Annotated in this window: 21 protein-coding genes; 6 read left to right on the plus strand and 15 right to left on the minus strand. The window is 68.9% G+C overall.

The window, feature by feature from the left end; genetic code table 11:
- Positions 1 to 39: 39 nt before the first annotated feature.
- A complete protein-coding gene (locus AJAP_RS30285) occupies positions 40 to 510 on the plus strand; it encodes a VOC family protein (RefSeq protein ID WP_038517663.1) in 471 nt (156 codons plus the stop codon).
- On the opposite strand, the gene AJAP_RS30290 is transcribed toward AJAP_RS30285, so the two are convergent.
- From AJAP_RS30290 to AJAP_RS30310, 5 genes are all read right to left on the minus strand, one after another.
- A complete protein-coding gene (locus AJAP_RS30290) occupies positions 502 to 1,419 on the minus strand; it encodes an SMP-30/gluconolactonase/LRE family protein (protein WP_038517668.1) in 918 nt (305 codons plus the stop codon). The genes AJAP_RS30285 and AJAP_RS30290 overlap by 9 nt on opposite strands.
- A 10-nt stretch (positions 1,420 to 1,429) precedes the next feature.
- Positions 1,430 to 2,086 (minus strand): histidine phosphatase family protein, encoded by a 657-nt coding sequence (locus tag AJAP_RS30295; protein WP_037346781.1) that lies wholly within the window; start codon positions 2,084 to 2,086, stop codon positions 1,430 to 1,432.
- Positions 2,086 to 3,150 (minus strand): phosphotransferase family protein, encoded by a 1,065-nt coding sequence (locus AJAP_RS30300; RefSeq protein ID WP_038517671.1) that lies wholly within the window; start codon positions 3,148 to 3,150, stop codon positions 2,086 to 2,088. Before AJAP_RS30300 ends, AJAP_RS30295 begins: the two co-directional genes overlap by 1 nt.
- Positions 3,147 to 3,899, minus strand: coding sequence for an SDR family oxidoreductase (locus tag AJAP_RS30305; RefSeq protein WP_038517674.1), 753 nt, complete (start codon positions 3,897 to 3,899; stop codon positions 3,147 to 3,149). The genes AJAP_RS30300 and AJAP_RS30305 overlap by 4 nt, the downstream gene beginning before the upstream one ends.
- Before the next feature lie 101 nt (positions 3,900 to 4,000).
- Positions 4,001 to 5,251: a S8 family peptidase gene (locus tag AJAP_RS30310; protein ID WP_038517676.1), complete on the minus strand. Its 1,251-nt coding sequence runs from the start codon at positions 5,249 to 5,251 to the stop codon at positions 4,001 to 4,003.
- Positions 5,252 to 5,512: 261 nt separating this feature from the next.
- Here AJAP_RS30310 and AJAP_RS30315 point away from each other — a divergent pair, with 261 nt between their 5' ends.
- On the plus strand, positions 5,513 to 6,463 hold the full coding sequence (locus tag AJAP_RS30315; protein ID WP_143202661.1) for a hypothetical protein: 951 nt from the start codon (positions 5,513 to 5,515) through the stop codon (positions 6,461 to 6,463).
- On the opposite strand, the gene AJAP_RS30320 is transcribed toward AJAP_RS30315, so the two are convergent.
- Positions 6,460 to 8,094 carry an acyl-CoA synthetase gene (locus AJAP_RS30320; RefSeq protein ID WP_038517679.1) on the minus strand — a complete coding sequence of 545 codons (1,635 nt, stop codon included), beginning with the start codon at positions 8,092 to 8,094 and terminating at the stop codon, positions 6,460 to 6,462. The genes AJAP_RS30315 and AJAP_RS30320 overlap by 4 nt on opposite strands.
- Before the next feature lie 150 nt (positions 8,095 to 8,244).
- Between AJAP_RS30320 and AJAP_RS30325 the strand changes: the two genes are divergently transcribed.
- Complete coding sequence (locus AJAP_RS30325) at positions 8,245 to 9,951, plus strand: bifunctional 3'-5' exonuclease/DNA polymerase (RefSeq protein ID WP_038517682.1); 1,707 nt, start codon at positions 8,245 to 8,247, stop codon at positions 9,949 to 9,951.
- A gap of 186 nt (positions 9,952 to 10,137) precedes the next feature.
- On the opposite strand, the gene hrpA is transcribed toward AJAP_RS30325, so the two are convergent.
- From hrpA to AJAP_RS30355, 6 genes are all read right to left on the minus strand, one after another.
- A complete protein-coding gene (gene hrpA / locus AJAP_RS30330; protein WP_038517684.1) occupies positions 10,138 to 14,022 on the minus strand; it encodes an ATP-dependent RNA helicase HrpA in 3,885 nt (1,294 codons plus the stop codon).
- 126 nt (positions 14,023 to 14,148) lie between these two features.
- Positions 14,149 to 15,312: a lactate 2-monooxygenase gene (locus tag AJAP_RS30335; protein WP_038517691.1), complete on the minus strand. Its 1,164-nt coding sequence runs from the start codon at positions 15,310 to 15,312 to the stop codon at positions 14,149 to 14,151.
- 13 nt (positions 15,313 to 15,325) lie between these two features.
- Complete coding sequence (locus tag AJAP_RS30340) at positions 15,326 to 16,534, minus strand: cation:proton antiporter (protein ID WP_038517693.1); 1,209 nt, start codon at positions 16,532 to 16,534, stop codon at positions 15,326 to 15,328.
- A 43-nt stretch (positions 16,535 to 16,577) separates the two neighbouring features.
- Positions 16,578 to 16,889 carry a hypothetical protein gene (locus tag AJAP_RS30345; RefSeq protein ID WP_038517696.1) on the minus strand — a complete coding sequence of 104 codons (312 nt, stop codon included), beginning with the start codon at positions 16,887 to 16,889 and terminating at the stop codon, positions 16,578 to 16,580.
- A gap of 49 nt (positions 16,890 to 16,938) precedes the next feature.
- Positions 16,939 to 17,499, minus strand: a complete 561-nt coding sequence (locus AJAP_RS30350; protein ID WP_038517699.1) for a GNAT family N-acetyltransferase — start codon at positions 17,497 to 17,499, stop codon at positions 16,939 to 16,941.
- Positions 17,496 to 18,968, minus strand: coding sequence for an APC family permease (locus AJAP_RS30355; RefSeq protein ID WP_038517701.1), 1,473 nt, complete (start codon positions 18,966 to 18,968; stop codon positions 17,496 to 17,498). Before AJAP_RS30355 ends, AJAP_RS30350 begins: the two co-directional genes overlap by 4 nt.
- 192 nt (positions 18,969 to 19,160) lie before the next feature.
- Between AJAP_RS30355 and AJAP_RS30360 the strand changes: the two genes are divergently transcribed.
- A complete protein-coding gene (locus tag AJAP_RS30360; protein ID WP_038517704.1) occupies positions 19,161 to 19,802 on the plus strand; it encodes a GOLPH3/VPS74 family protein in 642 nt (213 codons plus the stop codon).
- Positions 19,803 to 19,922: 120 nt separating this feature from the next.
- The gene (locus tag AJAP_RS30365; protein ID WP_038517707.1) at positions 19,923 to 20,774 is read left to right on the plus strand and encodes a chitosanase; all 852 of its coding nucleotides are present in this window, start codon (positions 19,923 to 19,925) and stop codon (positions 20,772 to 20,774) included.
- A gap of 441 nt (positions 20,775 to 21,215) precedes the next feature.
- Here AJAP_RS30365 and AJAP_RS30370 read toward each other — a convergent pair whose 3' ends face one another.
- Genes AJAP_RS30370 through AJAP_RS30380 form a run of 3 tightly spaced genes read right to left on the minus strand, consistent with a single transcriptional unit; the run spans position 21,216 to position 23,389 of the window.
- Positions 21,216 to 22,208 (minus strand): PHP domain-containing protein, encoded by a 993-nt coding sequence (locus AJAP_RS30370; RefSeq protein ID WP_038517710.1) that lies wholly within the window; start codon positions 22,206 to 22,208, stop codon positions 21,216 to 21,218.
- Between the two features lie 18 nt (positions 22,209 to 22,226).
- Positions 22,227 to 22,730, minus strand: a complete 504-nt coding sequence (locus AJAP_RS30375) for a metallophosphoesterase family protein (RefSeq protein ID WP_038517712.1) — start codon at positions 22,728 to 22,730, stop codon at positions 22,227 to 22,229.
- Positions 22,730 to 23,389, minus strand: coding sequence for a GntR family transcriptional regulator (locus AJAP_RS30380; protein ID WP_038517715.1), 660 nt, complete (start codon positions 23,387 to 23,389; stop codon positions 22,730 to 22,732). The genes AJAP_RS30375 and AJAP_RS30380 overlap by 1 nt, the downstream gene beginning before the upstream one ends.
- A 35-nt stretch (positions 23,390 to 23,424) precedes the next feature.
- Here AJAP_RS30380 and araD point away from each other — a divergent pair, with 35 nt between their 5' ends.
- Positions 23,425 to 25,143, plus strand: coding sequence for an L-arabinonate dehydratase (gene araD, locus AJAP_RS30385; protein WP_038517717.1), 1,719 nt, complete (start codon positions 23,425 to 23,427; stop codon positions 25,141 to 25,143).
- Positions 25,144 to 25,251 lie beyond the last annotated feature (108 nt).

Consider the following 25,251-nt stretch of genomic DNA (forward strand, 5'->3'; position numbering starts at 1 on the left):
CGGACCGATCCTGTCCGCTAGGCGTGTCAGACTTCTCCCATGAACCGCAAGAGCCGCGAATTCCAGGTCAGCTTCGACGCCCTCGACCCCAAAGCCCTGTCCACCTTCTGGCGCGACGCCCTGGGCTACGTCCACCCCGGCCCGCCCGGGGTCGAGGTGCCCGAGGGCACCGACCCGCTGGACGCGTGGGACGAGTTCCTCGAGCGGGTCGGCATGCCCGTGGAGCAGCGCAACAGCCGCTCTGCCCTCGAAGACCCGGCGGGCGAAGGGCCCAGGATCTTCTTCCAGCAGGTCCCGGAGGACAAGATCGCGAAGAACCGCGTCCACCTCGACATCCGCGCCGCTCCCGGCCTGCAGGGTGACGAGCGCATGGCGGCGCTCGAAGCCGAATGCGACCGTCTCGTCGCCCTGGGCGCGACGCGAGTGAAGCGTTTCGAGCCCGAGCAGCCGTTGAGCCTCGGCTTCATCGTGATGAACGACCCCGAGGGCAACGAGTTCTGCCTAGACTGACGTCACCGCGATCGCGTTGTCCTCCAGGGATCCGAAGTAGAGGGTCCCGGCCCGTTCGCGGACCCCGACGAGCACGTGGAACCCGTCGATCTCCCCGCGCAGTTCGTGGACCAGCTTTCCGTCCGGGGTCACGCCCCGCACCCCGCATTCCCGCGCGGGTGCGGGCTGCAGCGCGGTCGGCAACGCCCGGACACCGGCCCGCAGCGGCGCGGGGAGCTTCTGCACCAAGGAAAGCGCGGGCACCTTCGGGCTCGCCACGGTGATCCAGATCAGTCCGTCGCTGCCGGTCGAGATGTTGTCGGGATAACCCCACAGATCGTCGACGAGGTAGTCCCGCGTGCCCGCCTTGTCGCCCGTGAGCCATACGCGCGCGACCCGGTAGGCGCCGGTCTCGGCGACGGCCACATAGGACTCGTCGGGCGGCAGCGCGACGCCGTTGGCGAACTGGAAACCGTCCGCGAGCTGCTCGATCTTCCCGTCCGGTGTGCGCCGCAGGAGCCGTCCGCCGCCGGTCTGCTCGATCAGGTCGTCACGCCATTTCTCGATGCCGAAGCGGCGCGACGAGTCGGTGAAGTACACCGTGCCGTCGGAGGCGACGGCGGCGTTGTTGCAGAACACGAAGTCGAGCCCCACCGCCGAAGTCGCCAGCGTGGTGACCGGGCCGCCCGCGAGGGGCATGGTGAGCAGACCGGCCTTGGCGTCGCAGATCAGGAGGTCTTCGCCGTAGAACTCCAGGCCCAGCGGACGGCCGCCGGTGTCGCCGAGGACGTCGATCCGCTTGCCGTCCGGCGTGACGCGCAGGATCCGCCCGTCGTCGACGCCGGTGTAGATCCGCCCCTGGTCGTCGACCACGACGTCCTCGGGACCGTGCCCGTTGACCGGGATGACCGTGACCTCGCCGAACGCCATCGCGTGTCTCCTAGCGGTAGGTGAGCAGTTCCGCGGCTTCCGCCTCGAAATGCGGATGTTCGTTGAACGACAACAGGGTCACCCCGCCGCGGCCGGACACCAGTTTGGTGATGCCCGCGTTCACGGTGACCCGGTTCAGTTTCAGCAGCCCCGCCTCCGGCGTGCCCATGAGCGCGCCGCAGACCGTCGCGATCACCCCACCGGAGCTGAACACGACGGCGTGCTCGCCCTTGCCCAATGACGCCACGACATCGGCCAGCGCACCCTTGACCCGCTCCAGGAACCGGGGCCAGGTCTCGGCACACGGACTCGAATCCCCCGCCGACACCCACGCGTTCAGGGCACCGTCCAAAGCGGCCTGATACGCCCGCGAGTCGGTCTGCTGGACACCGGCGGCGTGATACTTCGCGATGTCGACGTGGTCGTACTCGTTCCAGCGCTCGTCCTCGACGACGGCGATGCCGGAGCCGAGCACCTTCAACGCCGTCGCGGCCGTGTCCCGTTGGCGGGCAAGGGAACCCGCCCGCGCCTGGGTGAACTCGACACCTCGACGGAGCAGTTCCTCACCGACCACAGTGGACTGTTCGAACCCGCGAGGCGAGAGCTGGTCGTAATTCTCCGCGCCGAACGACGCCTGCCCGTGCCGGACCAGATAGATCGCGCCCATCACGCGTGCCCTTTCGCGATGATCCGGCGGCAGCGGCCGTCGAGGTAGCCGACGAACTGCCAGAGGTCCTTCAGCGCCGGATTGGTCGTCTGCCCCGCGTGGTAGCGGTAGTAGATCTGCTGGATCACCACCGCGAGCCGGAACAGGCCGTACACCTCGTAAAACGTCCAGTCGCCGATTTCGAGACCGGACCGCTCCGCGTACCGTCGCACGAATTCCTCACGCGTGTACATCCCCGGCAGGTGCGTCGGCTGACGACGGCTGAGCTTCATGACGTCGTCATCGTCGTCCTGCACCCAGTACGCCAGGGTGCTGCCCAATTCCATCAGCGGATCGCCGAGGGTGGCCATCTCCCAGTCGAGCACGCCGACGATGCCGAGATCGTCGTCGAGTACCAGGTTGTCGAGCCGGTAGTCGTTGTGGATCAGGCAGATCTTGACCTCGGGCGGCTGGTTCTCCTTCAGCCACGCCATCACCTCGGCGCAGTCCGGGACGTTCTCCGTGCGGGCCTTGAGGAACCGCTCCGACCAGCCGCGCACCTGACGCTCGACGTAGCCGGCGCCCTTGCCGAGGTCGGCCAGCCCGGCGGCCTCGACGTCGACGGCGTGCAACTCGACCAGCCGGTCGACGACCTTGCCGCACAGTTCACGCGCACTGTCGGGCGGCAGGTCGAAACCGGCGGGCAGATCTCCGCGCAGGATCAGGCCTTCGAGCCGCTCCATCACGTAGAAGTCACCGCCGAGCACGGTTTCGTCGTCGCAGAAGGCGAGAACCTCGGGCACGTAAGGAAAGACCGGCCGCAACGCCTGCTGGACCCGGAACTCGCGGCGCATGTCGTGCGCGGACGCGGCCTTGTGCCCGACCGGCGGACGCCGCAGGATCAGCTCGCGATCCGGATAGGTCAGCAGGTACGTGAGGTTCGAGGCGCCACCGGGGAACTGGCGGACCCCGGGCGGCGCATCGCCGAGCCCGGGCACCCGCGCGGCCAGCCAGGCGTGCATCGCGGCCGGGTCGAACGAGTCCTCTCCGCGTACCTCGACGGTCTTGTCCGCGGCCAAGGTCATCCGAACTTCTTCAGCATCGACGCCGGGACGAACGGGAAGAGCTTCGAAAGCACGCTCCACGGCCACGTCGGCACGAACGCCTTCGCCGTCTCGGATTCGATCGCCTTCACGAGCGCCTGCGCGCCCGGCTCCGCCCTGACGGCGCCCGGCAGCTTCGAGATGTCTTCGTTCATCTCCGATTCGATGAATCCGGGGTGCAGCGTGGTGACCTTGATCGGGGTCTTCAGCAGCTCGATCCGGGTTCCCTCGGCGAACGACGAGATACCCGCCTTCGAGGCGGCGTACGCGGTGGCGTTGCCGGGCACACCGCGAAGCGCGAGGAACGAGGACACGACCACGAGATGGCCGTCCTTCTGCTTGCGGAAGATGCCGACGGCGGCCTCGATCTGGGCGGCTGCGGCGAGGAAGTTCGTCTGAAGGGTCTCGCGGTTAGCGTCGAAGCGGCCGGTGCCGATCCGCTGTCCTTTGCCGAGCCCCGCGTTCACGATCACGCGATCGAGGGAGCCGAGTTCCTCGCGGAACTCCTCGAAGACGGCGAAGACCTGGTCGTGGTCGTTCACGTCGAGCTTCCGGGTGACCACGGTGATGCCGGGGTACGCCTTCTTGAGCTCCGCGGCGAGGGTTTCGAGCCGGTCGACACGGCGGGCGGCCAACGCCAGGTTGCGGCCTCTCGCGGCGTACTGCCTGGCCATTCCTTCGCCGAGTCCGGAGCTCGCCCCGGTGATCAGGATGTTCTTCCGCAGGACCATGGGCAGGAGCTTACCCGTTGGTAACAAGTCTGGGAGCCCCTTGGACAGGGGGCTGCCCCCGGCGCCTGGAGTTCGCCGGGGGCAGCCTGTCCTCAAGGGTCTTACTTGACCTGGAGCAGCTTGTTCGCCGTTCCACCGGTCGGGTTGCTGATCTTGCCGTCCGCGGCGGCGGCGACGAGACCTTCGGCGACCTGGGCCGGGGTGGCGTCAGGGTGCGCCGAGAGGTACAGCGCGGCGGCACCGGCGACGTGCGGCGCGGCCATCGAGGTACCGCTGATGGTGTTGGTGGCGTCGTCACCGGTGCCCCACGTGGAGGTGATGTCGACACCCGGCGCGTACAGGTCGACGACCGAACCGTAGTTCGAGAAGCTGGCCTGCTTGTCGGTCTTGTCGCTGGCGGCCACCGTGATGGCCTCCTTGACCCTGGCCGGGGAGGTGGTGCCGGCGTCGGAGGACTCGTTGCCCGCCGCGAGCGCGAAGGTCACGCCCTTGTCGATGGCACCCTTGACCGCCGCGTCCAGGGCGTCGTCCGCGCCGCCGCCCAGGCTCATGTTGGCGACCGACGGGCCCTTGGCGTTCGCCGCGACCCAGTCGACACCGGCGACGACACCCTCGGTGGTGCCGCTGCCGTTGGCGTCCAGCACGCGGACGCCGACGATCTTCACGCCCTTGGCCAGACCGTGGTCCGTGCCGCCGATGGTGCCGGCGACGTGCGTGCCGTGGCCGTGCTCGTCGTTGGGGGTGTCGTCGTTGTCGACGAAGTCCTTGCCGCCGGTGGCGCGGTCGCCGAAGTCCTTGTGCGAGCCGCGGACACCGGTGTCGATGACGTAGGCGGTGACGTTGTCGGCCTTCACCGGGTAGGTGTACTTGTCGTCGAGCGGAAGGTCGGCCTGGTCGACCCGGTCCAGACCCCACGAGGGCGGGTTGTCCTGGGTCTCGCTGATCTTGAACGTCTTGTTCTGGACGACGTAGGCGACCTGCGGGTCGGCGGCCAGACGCTTCGCGGCGGCCTCGTCGGCCTTGATCGAGAAGCCGTTCAGCGCCGAGCCGAACGTGCGGGACAGCGTGGTGCCGTACTGACCGGTGAGGCCCTGCGCCTTGGCGGCCACGTTCGCGGTGATCTCGCTCGCCGCGGCGACGCCCTGGCCGACCGCGGTGGGCTTGAGGACGACGATGTAGCTGCCGCCGACCGCGTTGGCCGCACCCGCGCCGCGGATCTCGCCCTGCTGGTCGGCGTTGGCCGCACCCGCGCCGAACGTGGCGACCGCCGCGGTCACACCGGCGAGGGCGACTCCCGCCACGAGGCCGCTACGGGTCTTTCGGGACTTCAGGTTCTTCCGGGACTTGCTCACTGGTTCCCTTCCTGCCGCGCCGTGCGGATCACCCGGGAGGATGATCGTTGTTGAGAGCCATGCAAGCCGGTGCGCAGGTGGCCGGGCAATGATTCACAGTTACCAGTACTAGGCCATACGGAGTAACGGCGCTCGTCCGGAAAGTCGTTTTCGCCTGGCAGAAGGCGCCCCTGAAGCGTTACCTCAGACTGTTAAAGTTATTCGTGTTGTTATCAACCGGGCGGTGTCAGGGAACGGCAGACGGGGGCGGTCGGGCAGCATATGGTGGCGGGGAGCGCGGCGGACCGAGTGACCACGGACGATGAAGATCAACCGCGTACCGCGTTCGCCACCGCGTTGCGATCGGCCATCGCCACGAGCGGCCTGAGTCTCGACCGTATCCAAGCCCGGCTGCTCGCGCGCGGCGCGTCGGTGAGCGTGACCGCGCTGAGTTACTGGCAATCGGGCAAACGTCAGCCGGAACGGCAGAGTTCGTTGTCCGCTGTCCGGGTGCTCGAAGAGGTGTTGGCGATCCCCGCCGGATCGCTGCTCAGCCTCCTGCCGCCGCCGCGGCCGCGCGGGGCGTCGTCACGCCGCAGCCGGGCCACCACCGAGCAGCCGCTGACCTTCCCGCTCGAAGCGCTTCAGGCGCTGCTGGAGAAGGTCGGCGCGCCCAACGCGCTCGAACAACACCATCAGCTGAAACTCGTCGGCCTGCACGATCTGTGCGAGATCGCCGAGGACGGCGGGCAACGCGCGGTGACCGCGCGGGCGGTGTTCCAGGCGGGCGCGGACGGGCAGGACCGCTGGCTGCTGGTGTACGCCCAGGGCGACCCGGAAGCGGGGCCGCCGGTGCTGAACACCCTGCGCAACTGCCACGTCGGACGTGCCGAGGTCGACGACGAGCACGGGCTCACCGTGGCCGAGCTGCTCTTCGACCGGCCCATCGATCGCGGCGAGACTCACCTGATCGAGTACTCGCTGACCAACCCCGGGCCGCCGTACCCGGAATGCCGGAACACGCATTATCGCGAGTTCCGGCGTCCCGTGCGCGAGTACCTGCTGGAGGTCCGGTTCGACCCCGGCACCGTCCCGGCCAAGTGCTGGCAATATTCGCGCCAGGGCACGTCACCACTGGACCGGAAGGAACTCAAACCGGACCAGGGCAACGGTGTCCACGCCGTCGCGCTCGACTTCGGCCCCGGCGTGTTCGGCATCGACTGGGAGTACTAGTGGAGCTTGTTGCGCAGCACCTTCCCGGTCGCGTTGCGCGGTAGCTCGTCGAGGAACTCCACGTCACGCGGCACTTTGTACCGGGCGAGGTTCGCCTTGACGTACTCGCGCACGCCGTCGACGTCCAGCTCCGACTTCTCAGCTCGCACCACGAACGCCTTCAGCCGCTGCCCGAACTCGGGATCCTCGACGCCGACGACCGCCGCCTCGATCACGTCCTCACGTTCGACCAGGAGGTTCTCGACCTCGATCGGGAAGACGTTCTCGCCGCCCGAGACGATCATCTCGTCGTCACGGCCGTCGATGAACAGCAGACCGTCCTCGTCGAAATGCCCGACGTCGCCGCTGGAGAGCAGCCCGTCGATGATCTCCTTGTTGCGCCCGTCGGTGTAGCCCTGGAAGCTCAGCCCGCTGCCGACGAACACCCGGCCGGTGACATGCGGCTCGGTGATCTTGCCGCCCTTTTCGTCGTACAGCGCCACTTTGCAGCCCACCGGCGCGCGGCCGACGGTGCCCGGCGCCTTGCGCCAGTCCTCGGGCGTCGCGACCGTCGCCACGGCGACCTCGGTGGAGCCGTAGAGGTTGTGCACGACGTCGCCGAACGCGGCGGTCGCGCGGTTCCCGAGATCCGGGGACAGCGCGGAGCCGGCGACGAAGATGATCCGCAGGCTCGAAGTGTCATACTTGGCGCGGATCTCCTCGGGCAGGTCGACGATGCGCTGCAGCATCGTCGGCACGAGGACCAGCGTGGTGCAGCGGTTCTCCGCGACGCCGCGCAACGTCTCCTCGGGTACGAACTTGCGCCGCATGACGACCTTCGAACCCAGCGCGAAGGACAGGATGAACTGCGACAACCCGGTGCCGTGGAACAGCGGCGCGCCCATGTAGGTCGCCTCGCCGGTGCGCAGCGGGATGCGGTCGAGGAACTGCGCGGAGGCGAGCGCGGAGGTGTGCGGCCGCGGCGCGCCCTTCGGCGTCCCGGTGGTGCCGCTGGTCAGCAGGATGAATCCGCCGGGTTTGGCCGGCGCGGGCCAGGGACGGTCGTCGGTGCTGGCGACCAGTTCGGCGACGACCGGGATGTCCGCCGGGCGCGCGGTGTCCGAATCGACCCAGGCGAGGTAATGCTCGACGTCGCCCTCGACGGCGTCCAGCAGCTCGGTGAACTCCTGGTCGTACACGAGCGCCGTGACGCCTTCACGTTTCGCGACGTCCGCGAGCTGGGGTTTGGCGAACCCGGTGTTCATCAGCAGCAGCTTGGCGCCGAGTTTGCCCGAGGCGAGCATCGTCAGCACGAGACCGCGGTGGTCGCGGCACAGCGCGGCGATCACCGAACCCGGGCCGAGGCCGCGTTCGGACCACGCCCTGGCCAGCGCGTTCGACTGGGTGTCGAGCTGCTTGAAGGTCAGCGGCCCCAGTTCGTCGATGATGCCGGTCGCGGTCGGGTCGCGGCGGGCGGCGATCATGTTCGCCCCGGCGAACGGGCCCCACTTCCGCACCATGACCAGCGAACGCAGGCCCTCGTCCACCCGCGGGATCGGGAGCAGGCCCGCTTGGCGCATCACGTCGATGCTGCGCACGGTCTCGGTCACCTTGCCCGCCACCAGGGTGGCGAGGCCGGTGGGGTTTCTCATCCGGGCACCTCCGTTGCTGCTGCGGCGAGACACCATGCCACCGGCGGTTCGCGTACCGGCGGTATGGGGTTGCTACTCGACAGTAGCCGACCGATAGCGCAGGCGCACTAGCCGTCTGGTGACAGAAATGTCGGAGGGAACCACCACAATGTGAGTGTGCAGGCGATCGCAGGTCAAGAGGAGGATGGCGACTTCGCGATCGCACTTTCCGGGCAGCCGCCGCGGCGCGGTCTGAAGCTCGCGGAGTTCGTCGCCGAAGTACGCGATCTGGAGGCGGAGCACTCACCCCGTTGGGTGTTCCCGTCGGTCGAAGGGACGTATCCCGCTCTGATCAAGGCGGGCGTCCGGGTGCGGCGCTGCCACGACCTGACGCTGATCGAGGGCTTGCTCCTGGCTCACGAGGGGCGGCCGCAGGAGTCGCGAAGCCTGCGCGCGGCGCTGGCCAGGGCGAACGGGCAGGAGGCGCCCGCCGACGAGCCGCCGCTCTGGGCCGAGGACGACCAGCCGACGCTGTTCGAGACGCGCGGCCCGCGGCTGCCCGCCGGCGTCACGGTGATCGACGCGGCGCGCCGGGTGCTGGCCGAGCAGGAGAAACGGGTCGCGCTGACCGATCATCCGGAGCGGCTCCGGCTGCTTTTCGCGGCGGAGTCGGCGAGCGCGCTGGCGGCCGCGGAGATGTCGGCCGACGGCTTGCCCTGGCGGGCGGACCTGCATTTGGCGTTGCTCGCCGAGCAGCTCGGCCCCCGCGTCCCGGCCGGGCACCGGCCGAAGCGGCTGGTCGAGCTGGCGGCGAAGATCAGCGACGCGTTCGGCGGACGCCCGGTCAACCCGGACGCCCCGGCCAGCGTCGTCCGCGCGCTCGGCCGGGAGGGCATCGAGGTCTCGTCGGCGAGGAAGTACCTGCTGCGCGACATCGACCACCCCGCCGTCCCGCCGCTGCTGGAGTACAAGGAGCTCGCGCGGCTGCATTCGGCCAACGGCTGGACCTGGCTCGACGAGTGGGTGCGCGACGGCCGGTTCCGCCCGCATTACGTCGTCGGCGGGGTCGTCTCCGGCCGGTGGGCGAGCCGGGGCGGGGGCGCGCTGCAGATCCCGAAGGTCCTGCGGACCTGTGTCCGGGCCGATCCTGGCTGGAAGCTGGTGGTCGCCGACGCCGCGCAGCTGGAGCCGCGGGTGCTGACGGCGTTGTCCGGAGACCGCAAGCTGGCCGACGTCGCCGCGGCCACCGATCTGTACGCGAGCCTCGCCGAGGCGATGTTCTCCGGCGTGCGCCGGGTGCCCGTGCCCGCATGGGACGACAGGGACGATCGGGACCGCGCGAAGATCGCGATGCTGTCGGCGATGTACGGCGGCACGTCCGGTGAGGCCGGGCCGCTGCTGGCGTTGCTGCGCACCAGGTTCCCGGACGCGGTGTCCTATGTGGAGCGTGCCGCGCAGGCCGGGGAACGCGGGGAGCGCGTCCGCTCGCGGCTGGGCCGGACGTCGCCCGCACCGTCGGAGGCTTGGCGCGCGCTGACCGGCGGGGTCGCGGCGGACGAGGCCGGCGAGTTGAAGGCGCGTCAGGCGTCGCGCAACTGGGGCCGGTTCACCCGCAACTTCGTCGTACAGGCGAGCGCGGCGGACATGACCGCGGTCCTGCTGGCGACCCTGCGCGGCAGGCTGCCCGCCCCCGCCCACCTGGTGTTCTTCCAGCACGACGAGGTCCTGGTGCACACCCCCGCCGAGTTCGCCGACGAGGTCTCGCAGTCCATTGTGGACAGCATGGCCGAGGCGGCGCGGCTGCTCTTCGGTGCCGCCTGCCCGGTCCGGTTCCCGCTGCACATCGCCGCCGTGGACACCTACGCCGACGCCAAGTGAGTTCCGCCCCCAATCACGCGAGTTCGCCGTCTGATCACGCGTGTCGTCCGTTCAATCACGCGAGTTCCGCTTCCCCACCGCGGAACGCGTGTGATCAGGCGGCGAACTCGCGTGATCAGAGGGACGACACGCGTGATTGGGGGCGGGACTCGCGTGATTGAACGGCGAACTCTCGCATTTAGAGGACTAAATGCGGGCGGCGTCGTCCAGGGCCTTGATGACGCGCTTCAGCGAGACGGGGTGGGCGGTGCCCAGGGTCTGGGCGAAGAAGCTCACCCGCAGTTCCTCGATCATCCACCGGATCTCCCGCAGCGCGGGTGACGAAGTGCCCGGCGGGAGCGCGTCCAGCGCGGCCTGGTATTCGTTGCGCAGCCAGGCGATGTCACCGGTGCGCTGGATGTCCCGGGTCGGCTCGGTCGGGAGCTTCTCCAGCCGCCGCTCGATCCCCCGCAGGTACCGGACGACGTGCTTGAGCCTGTCCTGCCCCATTTCGGTGACGAAACCCTTGTGCACCAACCCGTCCAGCTGCGCGCGGACGTCGGCGAGCGAGTCCTTCGGGCCGCGGGTGTCGGCCAGCCGGGTCTCGACGTCGTTGGCCGCGCGCAGGATCTTCTCGACGTTGGTCAGCACGTCGAGCACCCCCGCGTTCAAGCCCGCGCGCACCTTTTCCAGCAGTACGGCGAAACCGGCCTCGTCCCAACGTGGTCCGCCGTTGTCGGCCACGAGTTTGTCGACCGCGCAATCCACGCAGTCTTCGAGCAACGCCGCCACCGAGCCGTGCGGATTCCGGTTCAGCACGAGTTTCGACGAGTTGCCGAGGTTGCGGGTGATGAACTTCATCGGCGACGGGATGTTCAGCCGCAGCATCCGCCGCGTGCCCGCCCACATCGACTGTTCCTGCTGGCCCGGCGTGTCCAGCAGCCGCACCGCCACGGAACCGCCTTCGTCGACCAGCGCCGGATACGCCTTGACGTCGTGCCCGCGCTGCTTGCTCGCGAACACCTTCGGCAGTTCGCCGAACGCGGGCGTCGTCAGGCCCTCGCGCTCGATGCTGTCGGCGGCCTTGGAGATCGTCGCGCGCACCTGGCCGCTCAGATCCCGTTTGAGCGCCTCGATGTCCTTGCCTTCGGACACCTTCTTGCCGCGCACGTCGACTACGCGGAACGTCATCTTCAGATGCTCAGGAACCGTCGACAGCTGCCAGGCGTCATCCGGGATCACCACCCCGCGCAACGCTTCCAGCTCGTCGGCGACGGCGTGCAGCAGCGGCCCGTCGGCAGGGCCGACCCTCGACAACACCAGTTTCGCGTGGTCGGGGGCCGGCACGAAGTTGCGCCGGATCGCCTTGGGCAGCGACTTGATCAGCTGCGTCACCAGTTCTTCGCGCAGGCCGGGGACCTGCCAGTCGAAGCCGTCCGAGGTCACCTGGTTCAGCACCGGCAGCGGGATGTGCACGGTGACACCGTCCGCGTCGGCACCCGGCTCGAACTGGTACGTGAGCTTGAAGGTCTGCGTGCCCTGTGTCCAGAAGTCGGGGTAGTCGGCCTCGCGCACGCCGCCCGCGGTCTCGTTGATGAGCATCGTCTTCTCGAAGCTCAGCAGGTCGGGCTCGGTGTGCCGCGCCTTCTTCCACCAGCTGTCGAAATGCCGCGCGGACACGACGTCGGCCGGGACGCGCTGGTCGTAGAACTCGAACAACGTCTCGTCGTCGACCAGGATGTCGCGACGGCGGGCCCGGTTCTCCAGGTCCTCGACCTCGTCGAGCAGCGCGCGGTTCTCGCGGAAGAAGTGGTGGCGGGTCTCCCAGTCGCCCTCGACCAGCGCGTGCCGGATGAACAGCTCGCGGCTCACCTCGGGATCGATGCGCCCGTAGTTCACCCGGCGGTCGGCGACGAGCGGGACGCCGTACAGCGTCACCTTCTCCGTCGCCATCACCGCGCCCTGCTTGCGCTCCCAGTGCGGCTCGGAATAGTTCCGCTTCACGACGTGCCCGGCGAGCGGCTCGACCCATTCCGGCTCGATCCGCGCGTTCACCCGGCCCCACAGGCGCGAGGTCTCGACCAGTTCGGCCGACATGACGAACCGCGGCTGCTTCTTGAACAACGCCGACCCCGGGAACACCGAGAACCGGGCCCCGCGCGCGCCGAGGTAGTCGCCCTTGGCCGGATCCTTGAGGCCGACATGCGACAACAGCCCGGCGATCAGCGACGTGTGCACACGTTGCGGATCGGCCGGGCCGGAGGTACTGAGCGTGATGCCGAGCGGTTTGGCCAGCTGACGCAGCTGGCTGAAGATGTCCTGCCATTCGCGGATGCGCAGGTAGTTCAGGTACTCGTTGCGGCACATCCGGCGGAACTGGTTGGTGGACAACGCCTTCTGCTGCTCGCTGACGTACTCCCACAGGTTGAGGTACGCCAGGAAGTCCGACGTCTTGTCCGCGAACCGCGCGTGCTGCTCGTCCGCCGCCTGCTGCTTCTCCGCCGGCCGCTCACGCGGGTCCTGAATGGACAGTGCGGCCGCGATGATCATCACTTCGCGGACGCAGCCGTTGCGCGAGGCCTCCAGCACCATCCGCGCCATCCGCGGGTCCACCGGGAGCAGCGCGAGTTTGCGGCCGGTCTCGGTGAGCTTCTTGCCGTCCGACATCTCGAACGCGCCGAGCTCCTGCAGCAGCTGGACGCCGTCGGTGACCTGGCGGCGATCCGGCGGCTCCACGAAGGGGAACGCAGCGATGTCGCCGAGACCGAGCGAAGTCATCTGCAGGATGACCGACGCGAGGTTGGTCCGCAGGATCTCCGGATCGGTGAACTCGGGCCGGGCGTCGAAGTCGTCCTCGGAGTACAGACGGATGCAGATACCGTCCGACGTCCGGCCGCAGCGGCCCTTGCGCTGGTTCGCCGACGCCTGCGAGACCGGCTCGATCGGCAGCCGCTGCACCTTGGTGCGGTGGCTGTAGCGCGAGATCCGGGCGGTGCCGGGGTCCACGACGTACTTGATACCCGGCACGGTCAGCGACGTCTCGGCGACGTTCGTCGCGAGTACGACGCGCCGCCCGGTGTGTCGCTGGAACACCCGATGCTGGTCCGACGACGAAAGCCGCGCGTACAGCGGCAGGATCTCGGTATTCCTCAGGTCCTGTTTGGACAGCGCGTCCGCCGCGTCGCGGATCTCCCGCTCACCGGACAGGAACACCAGGATGTCGCCCGGTCCCTCGTGCTGGAGTTCGTCGACGGCGTCACAGATGGCCTGTGTCTGGTCCCGGTCCTGATCGGCGTCCGGATCGTCCGGGTCGATGATCGGCCGGTAGCGGACCTCCACCGGATACGTCCGGCCCGAGACCTCCACGATCGGCGCGTCGTCGAAGTGCTTGGAGAACCGCTCCGGGTCGATCGTCGCCGAGGTGATGATCACCTTGAGGTCGGGGCGCCGCGGCAAAAGCTGCTTGACGTAGCCGAGGATGAAGTCGATGTTGAGGCTGCGCTCGTGCGCCTCGTCGATGATCAGCGTGTCGTACTGCCGCAGCATCCGGTCGGTCTGGATCTCGGCGAGCAGGATGCCGTCGGTCATCAGCTTGACCAGCGTGTCCTGGCCGGACTGGTCGGTGAACCGGACCTTGTAGCCGACGGTCTCGCCGAGTTCGGTGTTCAGCTCGGAGGCGATGCGATCGGCGACCGTGCGCGCGGCCAGCCGCCGCGGCTGCGTGTGCCCGATCTGGCCCCGGATGCCGCGGCCGAGTTCGAGGCAGATCTTGGGCAGCTGGGTCGTCTTGCCCGACCCGGTCTCCCCCGCGACGATCACCACCTGGTGGTCGCGGATGGCCTCGGCGATCTCGTCCTTGCGCTGGCTGACGGGCAGCTCTTCGGGGAAGGAGATCTTCGGGACGCCGTCACGCCTGCGCGTGATCCGGAGTTCGGCGGCCTCGATGTCGGCCTCGATCTGCGCGGTGACGCTCTGGGCGTTACGCGCTTTGCGGGCACCGTCGAGCCGGCGCCGGAGGCGGTGCTCGTCGCGCGACATCAATTCGGGCAGGCGAGCGCGCAGGGCGCCGAGCGGGGAAGGTTGAGCAGCCATGACCGGCACCAGGATAGCCGTGCGTCACGATCCGGGCCTCCGAATATCCCGCACGTCACCACCACCCCACGCATTTTCGTCCTCTGGATGCGGTAGTCGGCAGCGCGAACTACCGCATCCAGAGGACTAAATGCGGGTGAGGGAGGCCGGAGTGAGGTCGGCGAGCCGCCGGTGTCCGGACAGGCCCATGGTCAGGTCGAGGTCGGCGAGCAGGCTCCGCAGCACGTGCCGGACGCCGTCCTCCCCCGCGTGCGCCAGGCCGTACACCCACGGCCGCCCGACCAGCACGGCCTTCGCCCCGAGCGCGAGCGCCTTGGCGATGTCGGCGCCGGTACGGATCCCGGAGTCGAACAGGATCTCCAGCCGGTCGCCCACCGCCGCCACGATCTCCGGGAGCGCGTCGAGCGACGCGATCGCGCCGTCGACCTGGCGGCCGCCGTGGTTGGACACGACGATCCCGTCCATCCCGGCGTCCACGGCGCGGCGCGCGTCGTCGGGGTGCTGGATGCCCTTGAGCACGATCGGCCCGTCCCAGTGCTCGCGCAGGAACGGCAGCCGGTCCCAGGTGCTGTCGGTGCCGGTGATCATCGAGATCCAGCGCAGGATCGCGGTCGGCGCGTCTTCTTCCGGCGTCTTCTCCAGCAGGCCGCGGAACACCGGGTCGCTCAGCGGGACGCCGAGCCCTTCGCCCTTGATGAACGGCAGGTACGCGTGGTCGAGGTCGTTCGGGCGCCACGCGAGCGTCCAGGTGTCGAGGGTGACGACGAGCGTGGTGAACCCGGCGGCCTTCGCCCGCGCCAGGATGCTCGCGCAGACGTCGTTGTCCGTCGGCCAGTACAGCTGGAACCAGCGCGGCCCCTCACCACTGGCCTCGGCGACGTCCTCGATGCTCGTGGACGACGCCGTCGACATGACGTAGGGCAGGCCGACCGACGCCGCGGCACGCGCGGCCGCCGGTTCGGCGCCCTCGTGGACGATCGACTGGACGCCGACCGGCGCCAGCAGTACCGGCGCCGGAACGGGCGTGCCCAGGACCGTCGTGGACAGATCTCGTTCGGTGGCGCCGGTGAGCATCCGCGGCACCAGGCGCCAGCGGTCGAAGGCCTCGCGGTTGGCCCGGGCGGTGGCGCCGGAACCGGCCGAACCGGCGACGTACCAGAACGGTCCAGGCTCCAGGATCTCCCGCGCCGACTCCTCCAGTTTCGTGGCGTCGGTCGAGCAAGGCGGGAAGGCGCCGCCGAGTCCCTGCAGGTAGATCTCGTTCTGGTAGCCGCCGAACCGCTCCGTCACCCAGGCCTCCTCGTCACGTCGCCCTGGCCGGCTCGTCGCGGCGGGTCGAGCCTCGGACAATACTCGCCGGTAGCAACCAGGTGAGTTTCTCCGAGCGGATGACCGCGACTGGACCGATCACGGCCAGCAGGAGAACATAGCCCGCGACGAACGGCGCGACCCGCGAGTCGAGCCCGGCCGCGGTCGCCATCGCCGCGAGCACCAGCGAGAACTCGCCCCTGGTGAGCACGGTCAGCCCGATGTTCACCCCGGCCTGGCGATCGAACCCGTTCACCCGCGCGGCCAGCGCGCCCGCGCCCAGGTTCAGCACGATCGTCAGCGCCACCGCGATCAGCACCGGCACGACCACCGAGCCGACCGCGTTCGGGTCGATGCTGAGCCCGAAGATGAAGAAGAACAGCGCGCCGAACGCGTCCCGCAGCGGGAGCACCAGCTTGTGGATACGCGGCGCGACCTTCGAGCCGCCGAGCATCATGCCGACCATGAACGCGCCGATGGCGTCGGACACCCCGACCTCCTCGGCGACGGCGGCGCCCATGACCGCGACCCCGACGAAGCAGACGGTCAGCAGTTCGTCGTCGGCCGAGCCGAACAGCTTCGACACCACCCGGCCGCCCCAGCGGGCGAGCGCGGCCATCACGATCAGGAACGCGAAGGCCTTGCCGAAGTCGGCGAGCGCCGAACCGAAGCTCCCGGCGCCGGACAGCACCGGCTGCAGCAATGCCAGGTAGAGGGCGAGGAAGATGTCCTCGATCACGATGATGCCCATGATCAGCCGGGATTCGGGGTTGTCCATCCGGCGGGATTCGAGCAGGAGTTTGGTGACGATCGCCGACGACGAGATCCCGATGGCACCGGCGATGACCAGCGCTTCCCTGGTCCCCCAGCCGAGCAGGAAACCGAACGCGAGCCCGCCGCCGATGTTCAGGATCAGGTAGATCAGCCCGGACCAGACGAGTTTGCGCCCGCCCTTCGCCAGATCGTCGAGGGAGAACTCGAGGCCGAGGTAGAACAGGAGGAAGACGAGGCCGAGCCCGGCGAGCACACCGAGCTCTTTCGGATCGTCCACAAGGGACAGTCCGGGGGTGTTGGGGCCGAAGACGAAACCGGCCAGCATGAACAGGGGGATCGTGGGCAGCCCGATACGGGCGCCGGCTCTGGCGATGACACCGGCGGCGAGGAACGCCCCGCCGACGGCCAGCAGGGCATGACCGGAACTCATGGAGACCTCCGATGGATGGCTGATGCGGGCAGAAAGACGCCGATCAGCGCGGAGGTGCCCGTGCGGGCGCCTGGGGCACCGCACGGGTGATGACGACGGGTTCGCCCTGCTCAGGGACGTGGCCGGCGTCGGGGAGGTCGACGGTCTCCGCTTCGGCGGGAGCGTCGGCGAGGGGAACGGCCTGCCCGCCGTGGAAGGCGGGCAGCGGATGGGTCGCGAAAACGGCGACGGGATCTTCCTTCGCGGCCCGGCCGTGCCCATGGGGAACGGTCGGCGTGACGAAGGCGAAGACGAGCAAGATCAGCAGGAAGAAGACGGAACGGTGCCGTGCGGCGGGGGCACGGGTCGTCGTCATCTGCCCGCCACTTTACCAGTCCTTTATAGACATATCGACGAGGGATCCGTCACGGCTCGCGCCACATGGGCTGCATCGGCGGCCCGCCGTCGACCGCGAAGGCCGGCCCGTGATCACGGAAACCCAGCCGCCGGTACAGTTTCGCGCTCTCCGGGCTGCTCGCCTCCAGGTACGCGGGCGCGGGGGCGTACCGGTCGAGCCCGTGCCGCAGCAACCGGGCGCCGATCCCTCGCCGCTGTGCCTTCTCGCGGACGCCGATGAACTGCGCGTGGTGGTACTCGCCGCCAGGGGCTCGCTCCGTCATCAAGTCGAACAACGCGATGAGCCTGCCGAGCTCTTCCCCGGTGAGCCCGGCGAACGCGGCCCCGTCGAGGTCGTCCTCGCCGCCGGGCGTCCAGACGACGGCGGCGGAAAGGTCGTCGGTGACGTCGACGTGGCCGCCGACGGCGAGCGCTCCCGCCAGCACCGCCCGGTGGAAGATCCGCTGCCCCACCGCGCGCCGCTCGTCACCGGGGAAGACCCACACACTGACCGGGTCGTCCTGGAAGGCCTCGGCCAGCACATCGATCACAGTGTCCATTTCGGACGGTTCCGCCGCGCGTACGATCATCTTCCCGTCCTCAGCTTGACCGGTTCTTCGTCTTCTTCGAGTGGGCCGCCGATGGCGGCGTACGTCTCGGGATCCCTCGTCCGCAACACTTCCGCGCGCAGGAAGCCCACCAGCGCGGCGACGAGCACGAGACCGGGCAGCCCCCAGCGCAACAGGAACGTGCCGGCCGGGCCGAGCAGCAGATCGAAGTTGAGCAGGATCAGCGCCAGGACGGCCGACAGCGCGAGGATCGCCAGCGACGGCGCGATCCAGCGGCGCCAGGCGTTTTCGGCGTGACGACGCCGTTTGAAAAAGCCGATCACCGAAAGCGAGACGGCGATCATGATCACCACGACACCGGTGGACGCCGTCGTGCCGAGCCAGGTGAACAGTTCGGTCACCGGGTCGCGGCCCGCGATCGCGAAGAGCGACACGACCACCAGCGCGAGCGCGGTCTGCGTGAGCGAACCGGCGACCGGCGCGCCGGTGCGTTTGCTGGTCTTGGCCAGCGAACGCGGCAACAGCCCTTCCCTGCCCAGCGCGAAGAAGTACCGCGCGACGGCGTTGTGGAAGCTCAGCAGCGCCGCGCACTGGCCGGTCACGAACAGCGTGTACGCGACGTCGGAGAACGTGCCGCCGAGATGTTCGCCCGCCAGGTTGAACAGCAGATCCGGCCCCTGGGCGGCCGCGGTCGTCACGATGACGTCCGGCCCGGCGCCCACGGCCAGCGCGAGCGACGAGACGACGTAGAGCACCGCGGTGAGCGCGATCGCGGCGAACGTCGCCCGGCCGACCGTGCGGCTGGGTTCCCGGGTCTCCTCGCCGTAGGTCGCCGCGCCCTCGAAGCCGATGAACGCGGCCGCGGAGAACGCGAACACCGCGCCCACCCCGGTGGTGAACAGGCTCGACGGTTCCAGCGGGACCAGGGAAACGCTGCCACCGGCCGGATTCGAGAACAACGCGATGTCGACGATCGCGACGACGGCCACCTCGAGGCACAGCGCCACCCCGAGCACCTTGGCGTTGAGATCGACCCGCAGGACGCCGAGCGCGCCGACGAGAAGCACCATCACCAGCGCGCACAACCACCACGGCGGCGGGGATCCGGTGAGTGTGCCCAGCCAGGTCGACACCGACCAGCCGAACAGGCCGTAGATGCTGATCTGGATGGCGTTGTAGGAGATCAGCGTGACGAACGCGATCCCGGCGCCGGTGGATTTGCCGACCCCGTTGGCGACGTACGGGTAGAAGGCGCCCGCGTTGGTGATGTAGCGGCTCATCGCCGCGTACCCGACCGCGAACAGGCCCAGGATCGGGGCGAGCAGAAGGAACGACAACGGCACCCCGATGCTGCCGGTGACCGCGTAGTTCGTCGGGACCCCGCCCGCGATGGCGAAGAGCGGACCCGCCGCGGCCACCACGAAGAACACGATCTGGGCGGCCCCGAGCCGCCGATGACCGAGACCGCGCCGCGGTCTTTGCGTACCCATGGACCCGTCCCCCCGGACGTCGGTTTGGCGGTGTGTGGACGTTCTTGATCTTGCGAAGCCATCCCACCCTAGGGCCGAGCCCCCCGGCGAGGTACGTCCGTTCAGGCTAAAAACGGACCTCGGGTCGCAGTGGTGCACGCACTACCGCTACTTTGGCCGTCCCGCACCACAACGCCGGAGGGCGTGCCATTCATGCGTCGGCTGACCTTGGTCGATTCCCTGTTCTTTCTCGCCCACGACGAGTTCACCGGAAAACCCGCGCTGCGCCGCACGGGACTCGGCATCGGAATGGCCGGTTCCGCGCTCTGCGATCTCCTCCTCGCCGAGCGGATCACCGTGGAACGCAAGCGAATCCGCCCGCTGTCACGACGCGGCCTCGCCCATCCCCCGCTCGACGGGGTGTTCTCGGAAATCCTCCGCGAACGCGAACGGCACACCGTCCGGGAATGGGTCACCCATCTCCGGCACGACCTCGGGGAAACGGTCGCGGACAATCTGCTCGCCGCCGGCGTGATCGACCGCGAGACCGACCGGATGCTCATCCGGAAGAATCACCGGTACCCGCCGCGGGATCTGCTGATGTCGACGGCGGCGCGCAGCAAGGTGCGGGCGGCCGTCCTCGGCACCGAACAGCCGGATCCGCATTCGGTCTGCCTGGCCCTGCTGGCCTGGACCATCGGGCTCGACGACTTCTGCGAACCGGAACTCGACCGGGCGGGCCTGCGCGCCTGGGCCGAGTCCACCCATCGGGACCTTCCGAAGGCGCTGGCCGAACTGATCTCGGGGGTCGACGCGGTGTGCGCCGCCGTCGTCTACACCGGCGACCGCCGGTAACGAAAATCTTCGACCGGCTCTCCCCCTTGCCGGAAACTGTCACCCGTGGTTATCGTGTGCCCACGCCGCAGCAACACCTGATGAGAAAATGACAATTCTCTGCGGAAAGGGACTCCTTTCATGAGTGACACCCTGCGGCCCGCGATGCGTCGTGCTCTCGGCGCGGTCTCCGTTCTCGCCCTCGCCGTTTCCGGCCCCGTCGCGCTCTCCTCACTCGCGTCCGCGGCGCCCGTCCCGGCGTCGGCGTCGATCTTCGCCTCCGGTGGCGACCTCGCCTCGCCGGAGAAGAAGGAGATCGCGATGCAGATCGTCTCCAGCGCGGAAAACTCTTCCCTGGACTGGAAAGCGCAGTACTCCTACATCGAGGACATCAACGACGGGCGCGGGTACACCGCCGGCATCATCGGGTTCTGTTCCGGCACCGGGGACATGCTGGAACTCGTCGAGCGTTACACGAACTCGGTCCCGGACAACCCGCTCGCGGAATACCTCCCGGCGCTGCGCAAGGTCGACGGCACCGATTCGCACGAAGGGCTCGGCAGCGGTTTCGAAAACGCGTGGCGGGAGGCCGCCGGCCGCGAGGACTTCAAGGCGGCGCAGAACGGTGAACGCGACCGCGTCTATTTCGACCCGGCGGTGAATCAGGCGAAATCGGACGGCCTGGGCACACTGGGACAATTCATCTACTACGACGCCATCGTGATGCACGGCCCGGGCACCAGCCAGGACAGCTTCGGCGGTATCCGCTCGGCCGCGCTCCAGCAGGCCAAGCCACCCGCGCAGGGTGGTGACGAGACGGCGTACCTCAAGGCGTTCCTCGACGCGCGGCGCGTGGTCATGAAGCAGGAAGAGGCGCACGCGGACACCTCGCGGATCGACACCGCCCAGCTGGTGTGGCTCAACGACGGCAACCTCGACCTGCACACCCCGCTCAAGTGGGCGGTCTACGGGGACCCGTACGAGATCGGCTAGCGCGCCGCGACGCATGTCATGAAAGGGTCGTTCAGGACATCTTTCGTCCTGAACGACCCTTTCATGACACACGCGAGGGGGCGAACCATCGAGGGGTAAGGCAAAGGTGGCGTGTTCGTGAGCGAGGCCTCCGCCGGGGTGAAAGCTCCCATCGCCGCGTCCGACGCGGCCAAGGGAGCCTTCGGCCCGGGGTCGTGAGTGGCGATGGTCGTTCTCCGCGGAGACCTTCTACTCCCTGGGGCGGGAAGGGGCTTTCGCAGGTTTCCGCCTGTCGAACGTGTCGCGAAAGCCACTTTCGGGACATCAGGCGTCGCGAAAGTGGCTTTCGCGACACGTTCGACAGGCGGCGAGGTGGTCGGCGCAGGCGAGTAGTCGGGGCGAAGGGAGCCTTCGGCCCACCACCGACCCGCCCGCGACCCCGACACCTTTGACTTACCCTCACTAGCCCGCCAGCAGGTCCGCGGCGGTCCGCGTGTTGATCACCCGGTCCGGCTCGATCCCCAGTTCGTTGGCCCGTTCGCAGCCGTAGACCAGCCAGTCCAGCTGGCCGGGGGCGTGCGCGTCGCTGTCGATCGCGAAATCGCAGCCCAGGTCGACGGCCAGGTTCAGCAGCCGCGTGGGCGGATCCCGGCGTTCGGGCCGCGAGTTGATCTCGACGGCGACCCCGTTGTCCCGGCAGGCGGTGAACACGGCTTCCGCGTCGAACTCCGACTCGGGCCGCTTCCCGCGGCCTCCCATCACCAGCCGTCCGGTGCAATGCCCCAGCACGCGGACCCGCGGATGCCGCACCGCGGCGATCATCCGCGGCGTCATCTCCTTCGCGGGCATCCGGAGTTTCGAGTGGACACTCGCGACGACGAAGTCCAGCCGCTCCAGCAGTTCTTCCTCCTGATCGAGCGTGCCGTCCAGGTGGATGTCGACCTCGATGCCGTGCAGGATCCGGAACGGCGCCATGGTCTCGTTCAGTTCCGCGACGACGTCCATCTGGCGGCGCAGCCGCTCGGGCGAGAGCCCGTTCGCGACGGTCAGCCGCGGCGAGTGATCGGTCAGCACCATCCATTCGTGGCCGAGCGCGCGGGCGGCCTCGGCCATCTCCTCGATCGGGCTCCCGCCGTCGGACCAGTCCGAATGGGTGTGGCAGTCGCCGCGCAACGCCGCCCGCATCGCGCCGCCGTCGGGCAGCTTCGGCTCGCCGATCTTCTCGAAGTACGCGGGACGGCGCCCGGCGAGGACGTCTTCGACGACGGCCGCGGTCGCCTTGCCGATATTCGGCAACGCGGTCAACGTGCCCGCCTCGGCGCGTTTACGCAGGTCATCCGGCTTGACCTTGGCGATCACCGAGGCCGCCTGCCGGAACGCCCGCACCCGGTAGGTCGGCTCGCCCGCGCGTTCCAGCCGGAACGCGATCTCCCTCAACGCCTGCGCCGGTTCCATGCCTACCTGTCTACCCGGTCAGCGGCGAAGAGGCAGCTCATGCCTTGTGACATCGCGCAATTCGCCGTCGCGGATTTCGGCGGTCTGATACGTGCAGAACGGCTGCCGCCGCCGGTCGGTCGGCGAACCGGGGTTCAGCAGCCGCATCCCGTTCGGCGTGACGGTGTCCCAGGGGATGTGGCTGTGCCCGAACACGAGGACGTCGGTGTCCGGGAAGAGCTCGTCGCAGCGCCGTTCACGGCCCTGTTTGGCGCCGGTTTCGTGGATGACCGCCAGCCGGACGCCGCCGAGGTCCGCCCGCGCGATCTCGGGGAGCCGCGCCCGCAGGTCCGCGCCGTCGTTGTTGCCGTAGACGCCGATGAGCCGCCCGCTCCGGGCCTCGAGTTCGTCCAGCAGGGCGACCTCGACCCAATCGCCGGCGTGGACGACGACGTCCGCCGTGTCGACCTCGCGCCAGACCTGATCCGGCAGCGCCTTCGCGCGCAGCGGCAGATGGGTGTCGGCGATGAGCAGCAGCCGCATCAAGCGTCTCCGATGGTTTCGAGGGTCCGCTCCAGGAAATCGCCGATGTGCGTACGCAGCAACCCGGCCGCACCTTCGGCGTCGCCCTTCTTCGCCGCCGCCAGCACCGCCTTGTGCTCGTTCCATTCCTTGCGCCAGCTGGGATTCGCCTCCCAGCCGACCACGCTGATCAACGCGGCGCGGTCCCTGAGGTCGTCGAGCATCGAGACCATCAGCGGGTTGCCACAGCCGCTGTACAGCGCGCGGTGGAACCGGCGGTTGAGCAGGCTGAGCGCGGCGTGATCCTTGTCCGAGAGCGCCGCCGACGCCTCTTTCAGCGCTTCCGCGGCGTCTTCGAGCAGGTCCGGCGAGCGGCGTTCGACCGACCGGCGCACGGCCTCGGGTTCCAGCACCATGCGGACGTCGTACACGGACTTCGCCAGCTCCGCGTCCACCACGCACACCGAAGCGCCCTTGTACGGGCTGAACGTGACGAGTCCCGTGTTCGACAGCACCTTGAGCGCCTCGCGGACCGGCGTCTTCGAGACGCCGAGCCTGGCCGCGAGTTCGGCTTCGACCAGCGGCTGGCCGGGCTTCAACTCCCGGGTGAGGATGCCGCGGCGGATCTCGTCGAGCACCACTTCGGTCCGTGAAGCGGGCAGGCTGAAGGTCGAAGACATGGGCCGATCATATATGAGATGCCATACTCGCGGTCATGAGGAATCCCGAGGAACTCCGCAGCCACCGCTGGTTCGGCGGCGACGAACTGCGCGGCTTCAGCCACCGGGCCCGGAGCAGGCAACTCGGCTACAACCCGGAGGAACACCTCGGGAAACCCGTCATCGCGATCCTCAACACCTGGAGCGACATCAACCCTTGCCACATGCATCTGCGCGAGCGGGCGGAACAGGTCAAACGCGGGGTGTGGCAGGCGGGCGGGTTCCCGCTGGAGTTCCCGGTCGCGACGCTGTCCGAGACGTTCCAGAAGCCGACGCCGATGCTTTACCGCAACCTGCTTTCCCTGGAGACCGAAGAGATCCTGCGGTCCTACCCGATCGACGGCGCGGTGCTCATGGGCGGCTGCGACAAGACGACGCCCGCGTTGCTGATGGGCGCGACGAGCGCCGGGCTGCCCGCGATCTTCGTTCCCGCCGGGCCGATGCTGCGCGGGCACTGGCGGAACGAGGTGCTCGGCAGCGGCACCGACATGTGGAAGTACTGGGACGACAAGCGGGCCGGGCTGATCGGCGACGAGGAACTGTCCGAATTGGAGCGTGGGCTGGCCCGTTCTCCCGGAACCTGTATGACGATGGGGACCGCGTCCACGATGATGTCGGTCGCCGAAGTGCTCGGCTTGACCTTGCCCGGAGCCGCGTCGATCCCCGCCGTCGATTCGGCGCACCACCGGATGGCCGCGGCGAGCGGCGCGCGTGCCGTCGAGATGGTGTGGGAGGACCTCACCATCACGAAGATCCTCGACGAGCGCGCATACGCCGACGCGATCACCACCGTGCTGGCGCTCGGCGGCTCCACCAACGCCGTCATCCACCTGATCGCGATGGCCGGACGCGGCCGGATCCCGTTGTCCGTCGACGATTTCGACACGATCGCCCGCCGGGTCCCGGTACTGGCGAACATCCGGCCCGGCGGCGACTGGCTGATGGAGGACTTCTACTACGCCGGCGGGCTTCCCGGTCTGCTCTCCCGGCTGACCGACCTGCTGCACACCGATCGCGTCACGGTCACCGGCCGGACGCTCGGCGAGAACCTGGCTTCGGCGCGGGTGCACGACGACGACGTCATCCGCACGCGTGACGATCCCGTCGCCGCGGAAGGAGGAGTCGCGGTGCTGCGCGGGAATCTCGCGCCGTCGGGCGCGGTGATCAAGCACATCGCCGCCGAGCCCCGGCTGCTCGTCCACACTGGACCCGCGGTGGTCTTCGACGACTACCGGGACTTGAAGAAGCGCATCAACGACCCCGCGCTCGGCATCACCGAGGATTCGGTCCTGGTACTGCGCGGATCCGGCCCGCTCGGCGGCCCCGGCATGCCCGAGTACGGGATGCTGCCGCTGCCGGATCACCTGCTGGCCAAGGGGGTCCGCGACATGGTCCGGGTGTCCGACGCCCGGATGAGCGGCACCAGTTACGGCGCCTGCGTGCTGCACGTCGCGCCGGAATCCCATGTGGGCGGTCCGCTCGCGTTCGTCCGCGACGGCGACCCGATCACCTTGGACGTCCCTTCGCGACGGCTGAGCCTCGACGTCGATGATGCGGAATTGCAACGCCGGCGGGAGGCCTGGAACCCGCCCGCGCCGCGCTACGAACGTGGTTACGGCGCGTTGTACTCCGAACACATCACGCAAGCTGATGAAGGTTGTGACTTCGATTTTCTCGCCCGGGTGGGCGAAAACCCGGAACCTGACGCCCAGTGACCACCCGACGGAGTGACCCGCTCACCCAACCGGGCGAGTTGCAGGCCCACAAAACGCGCCCCGTATCTTGAACCTACGTCCGGAACGTGTGGAAGCCCGGATGTTCGA

Origin of the sequence: Amycolatopsis japonica, from assembly GCF_000732925.1 — a bacterium.
Lineage (GTDB): Bacteria > Actinomycetota > Actinomycetes > Mycobacteriales > Pseudonocardiaceae > Amycolatopsis > Amycolatopsis japonica.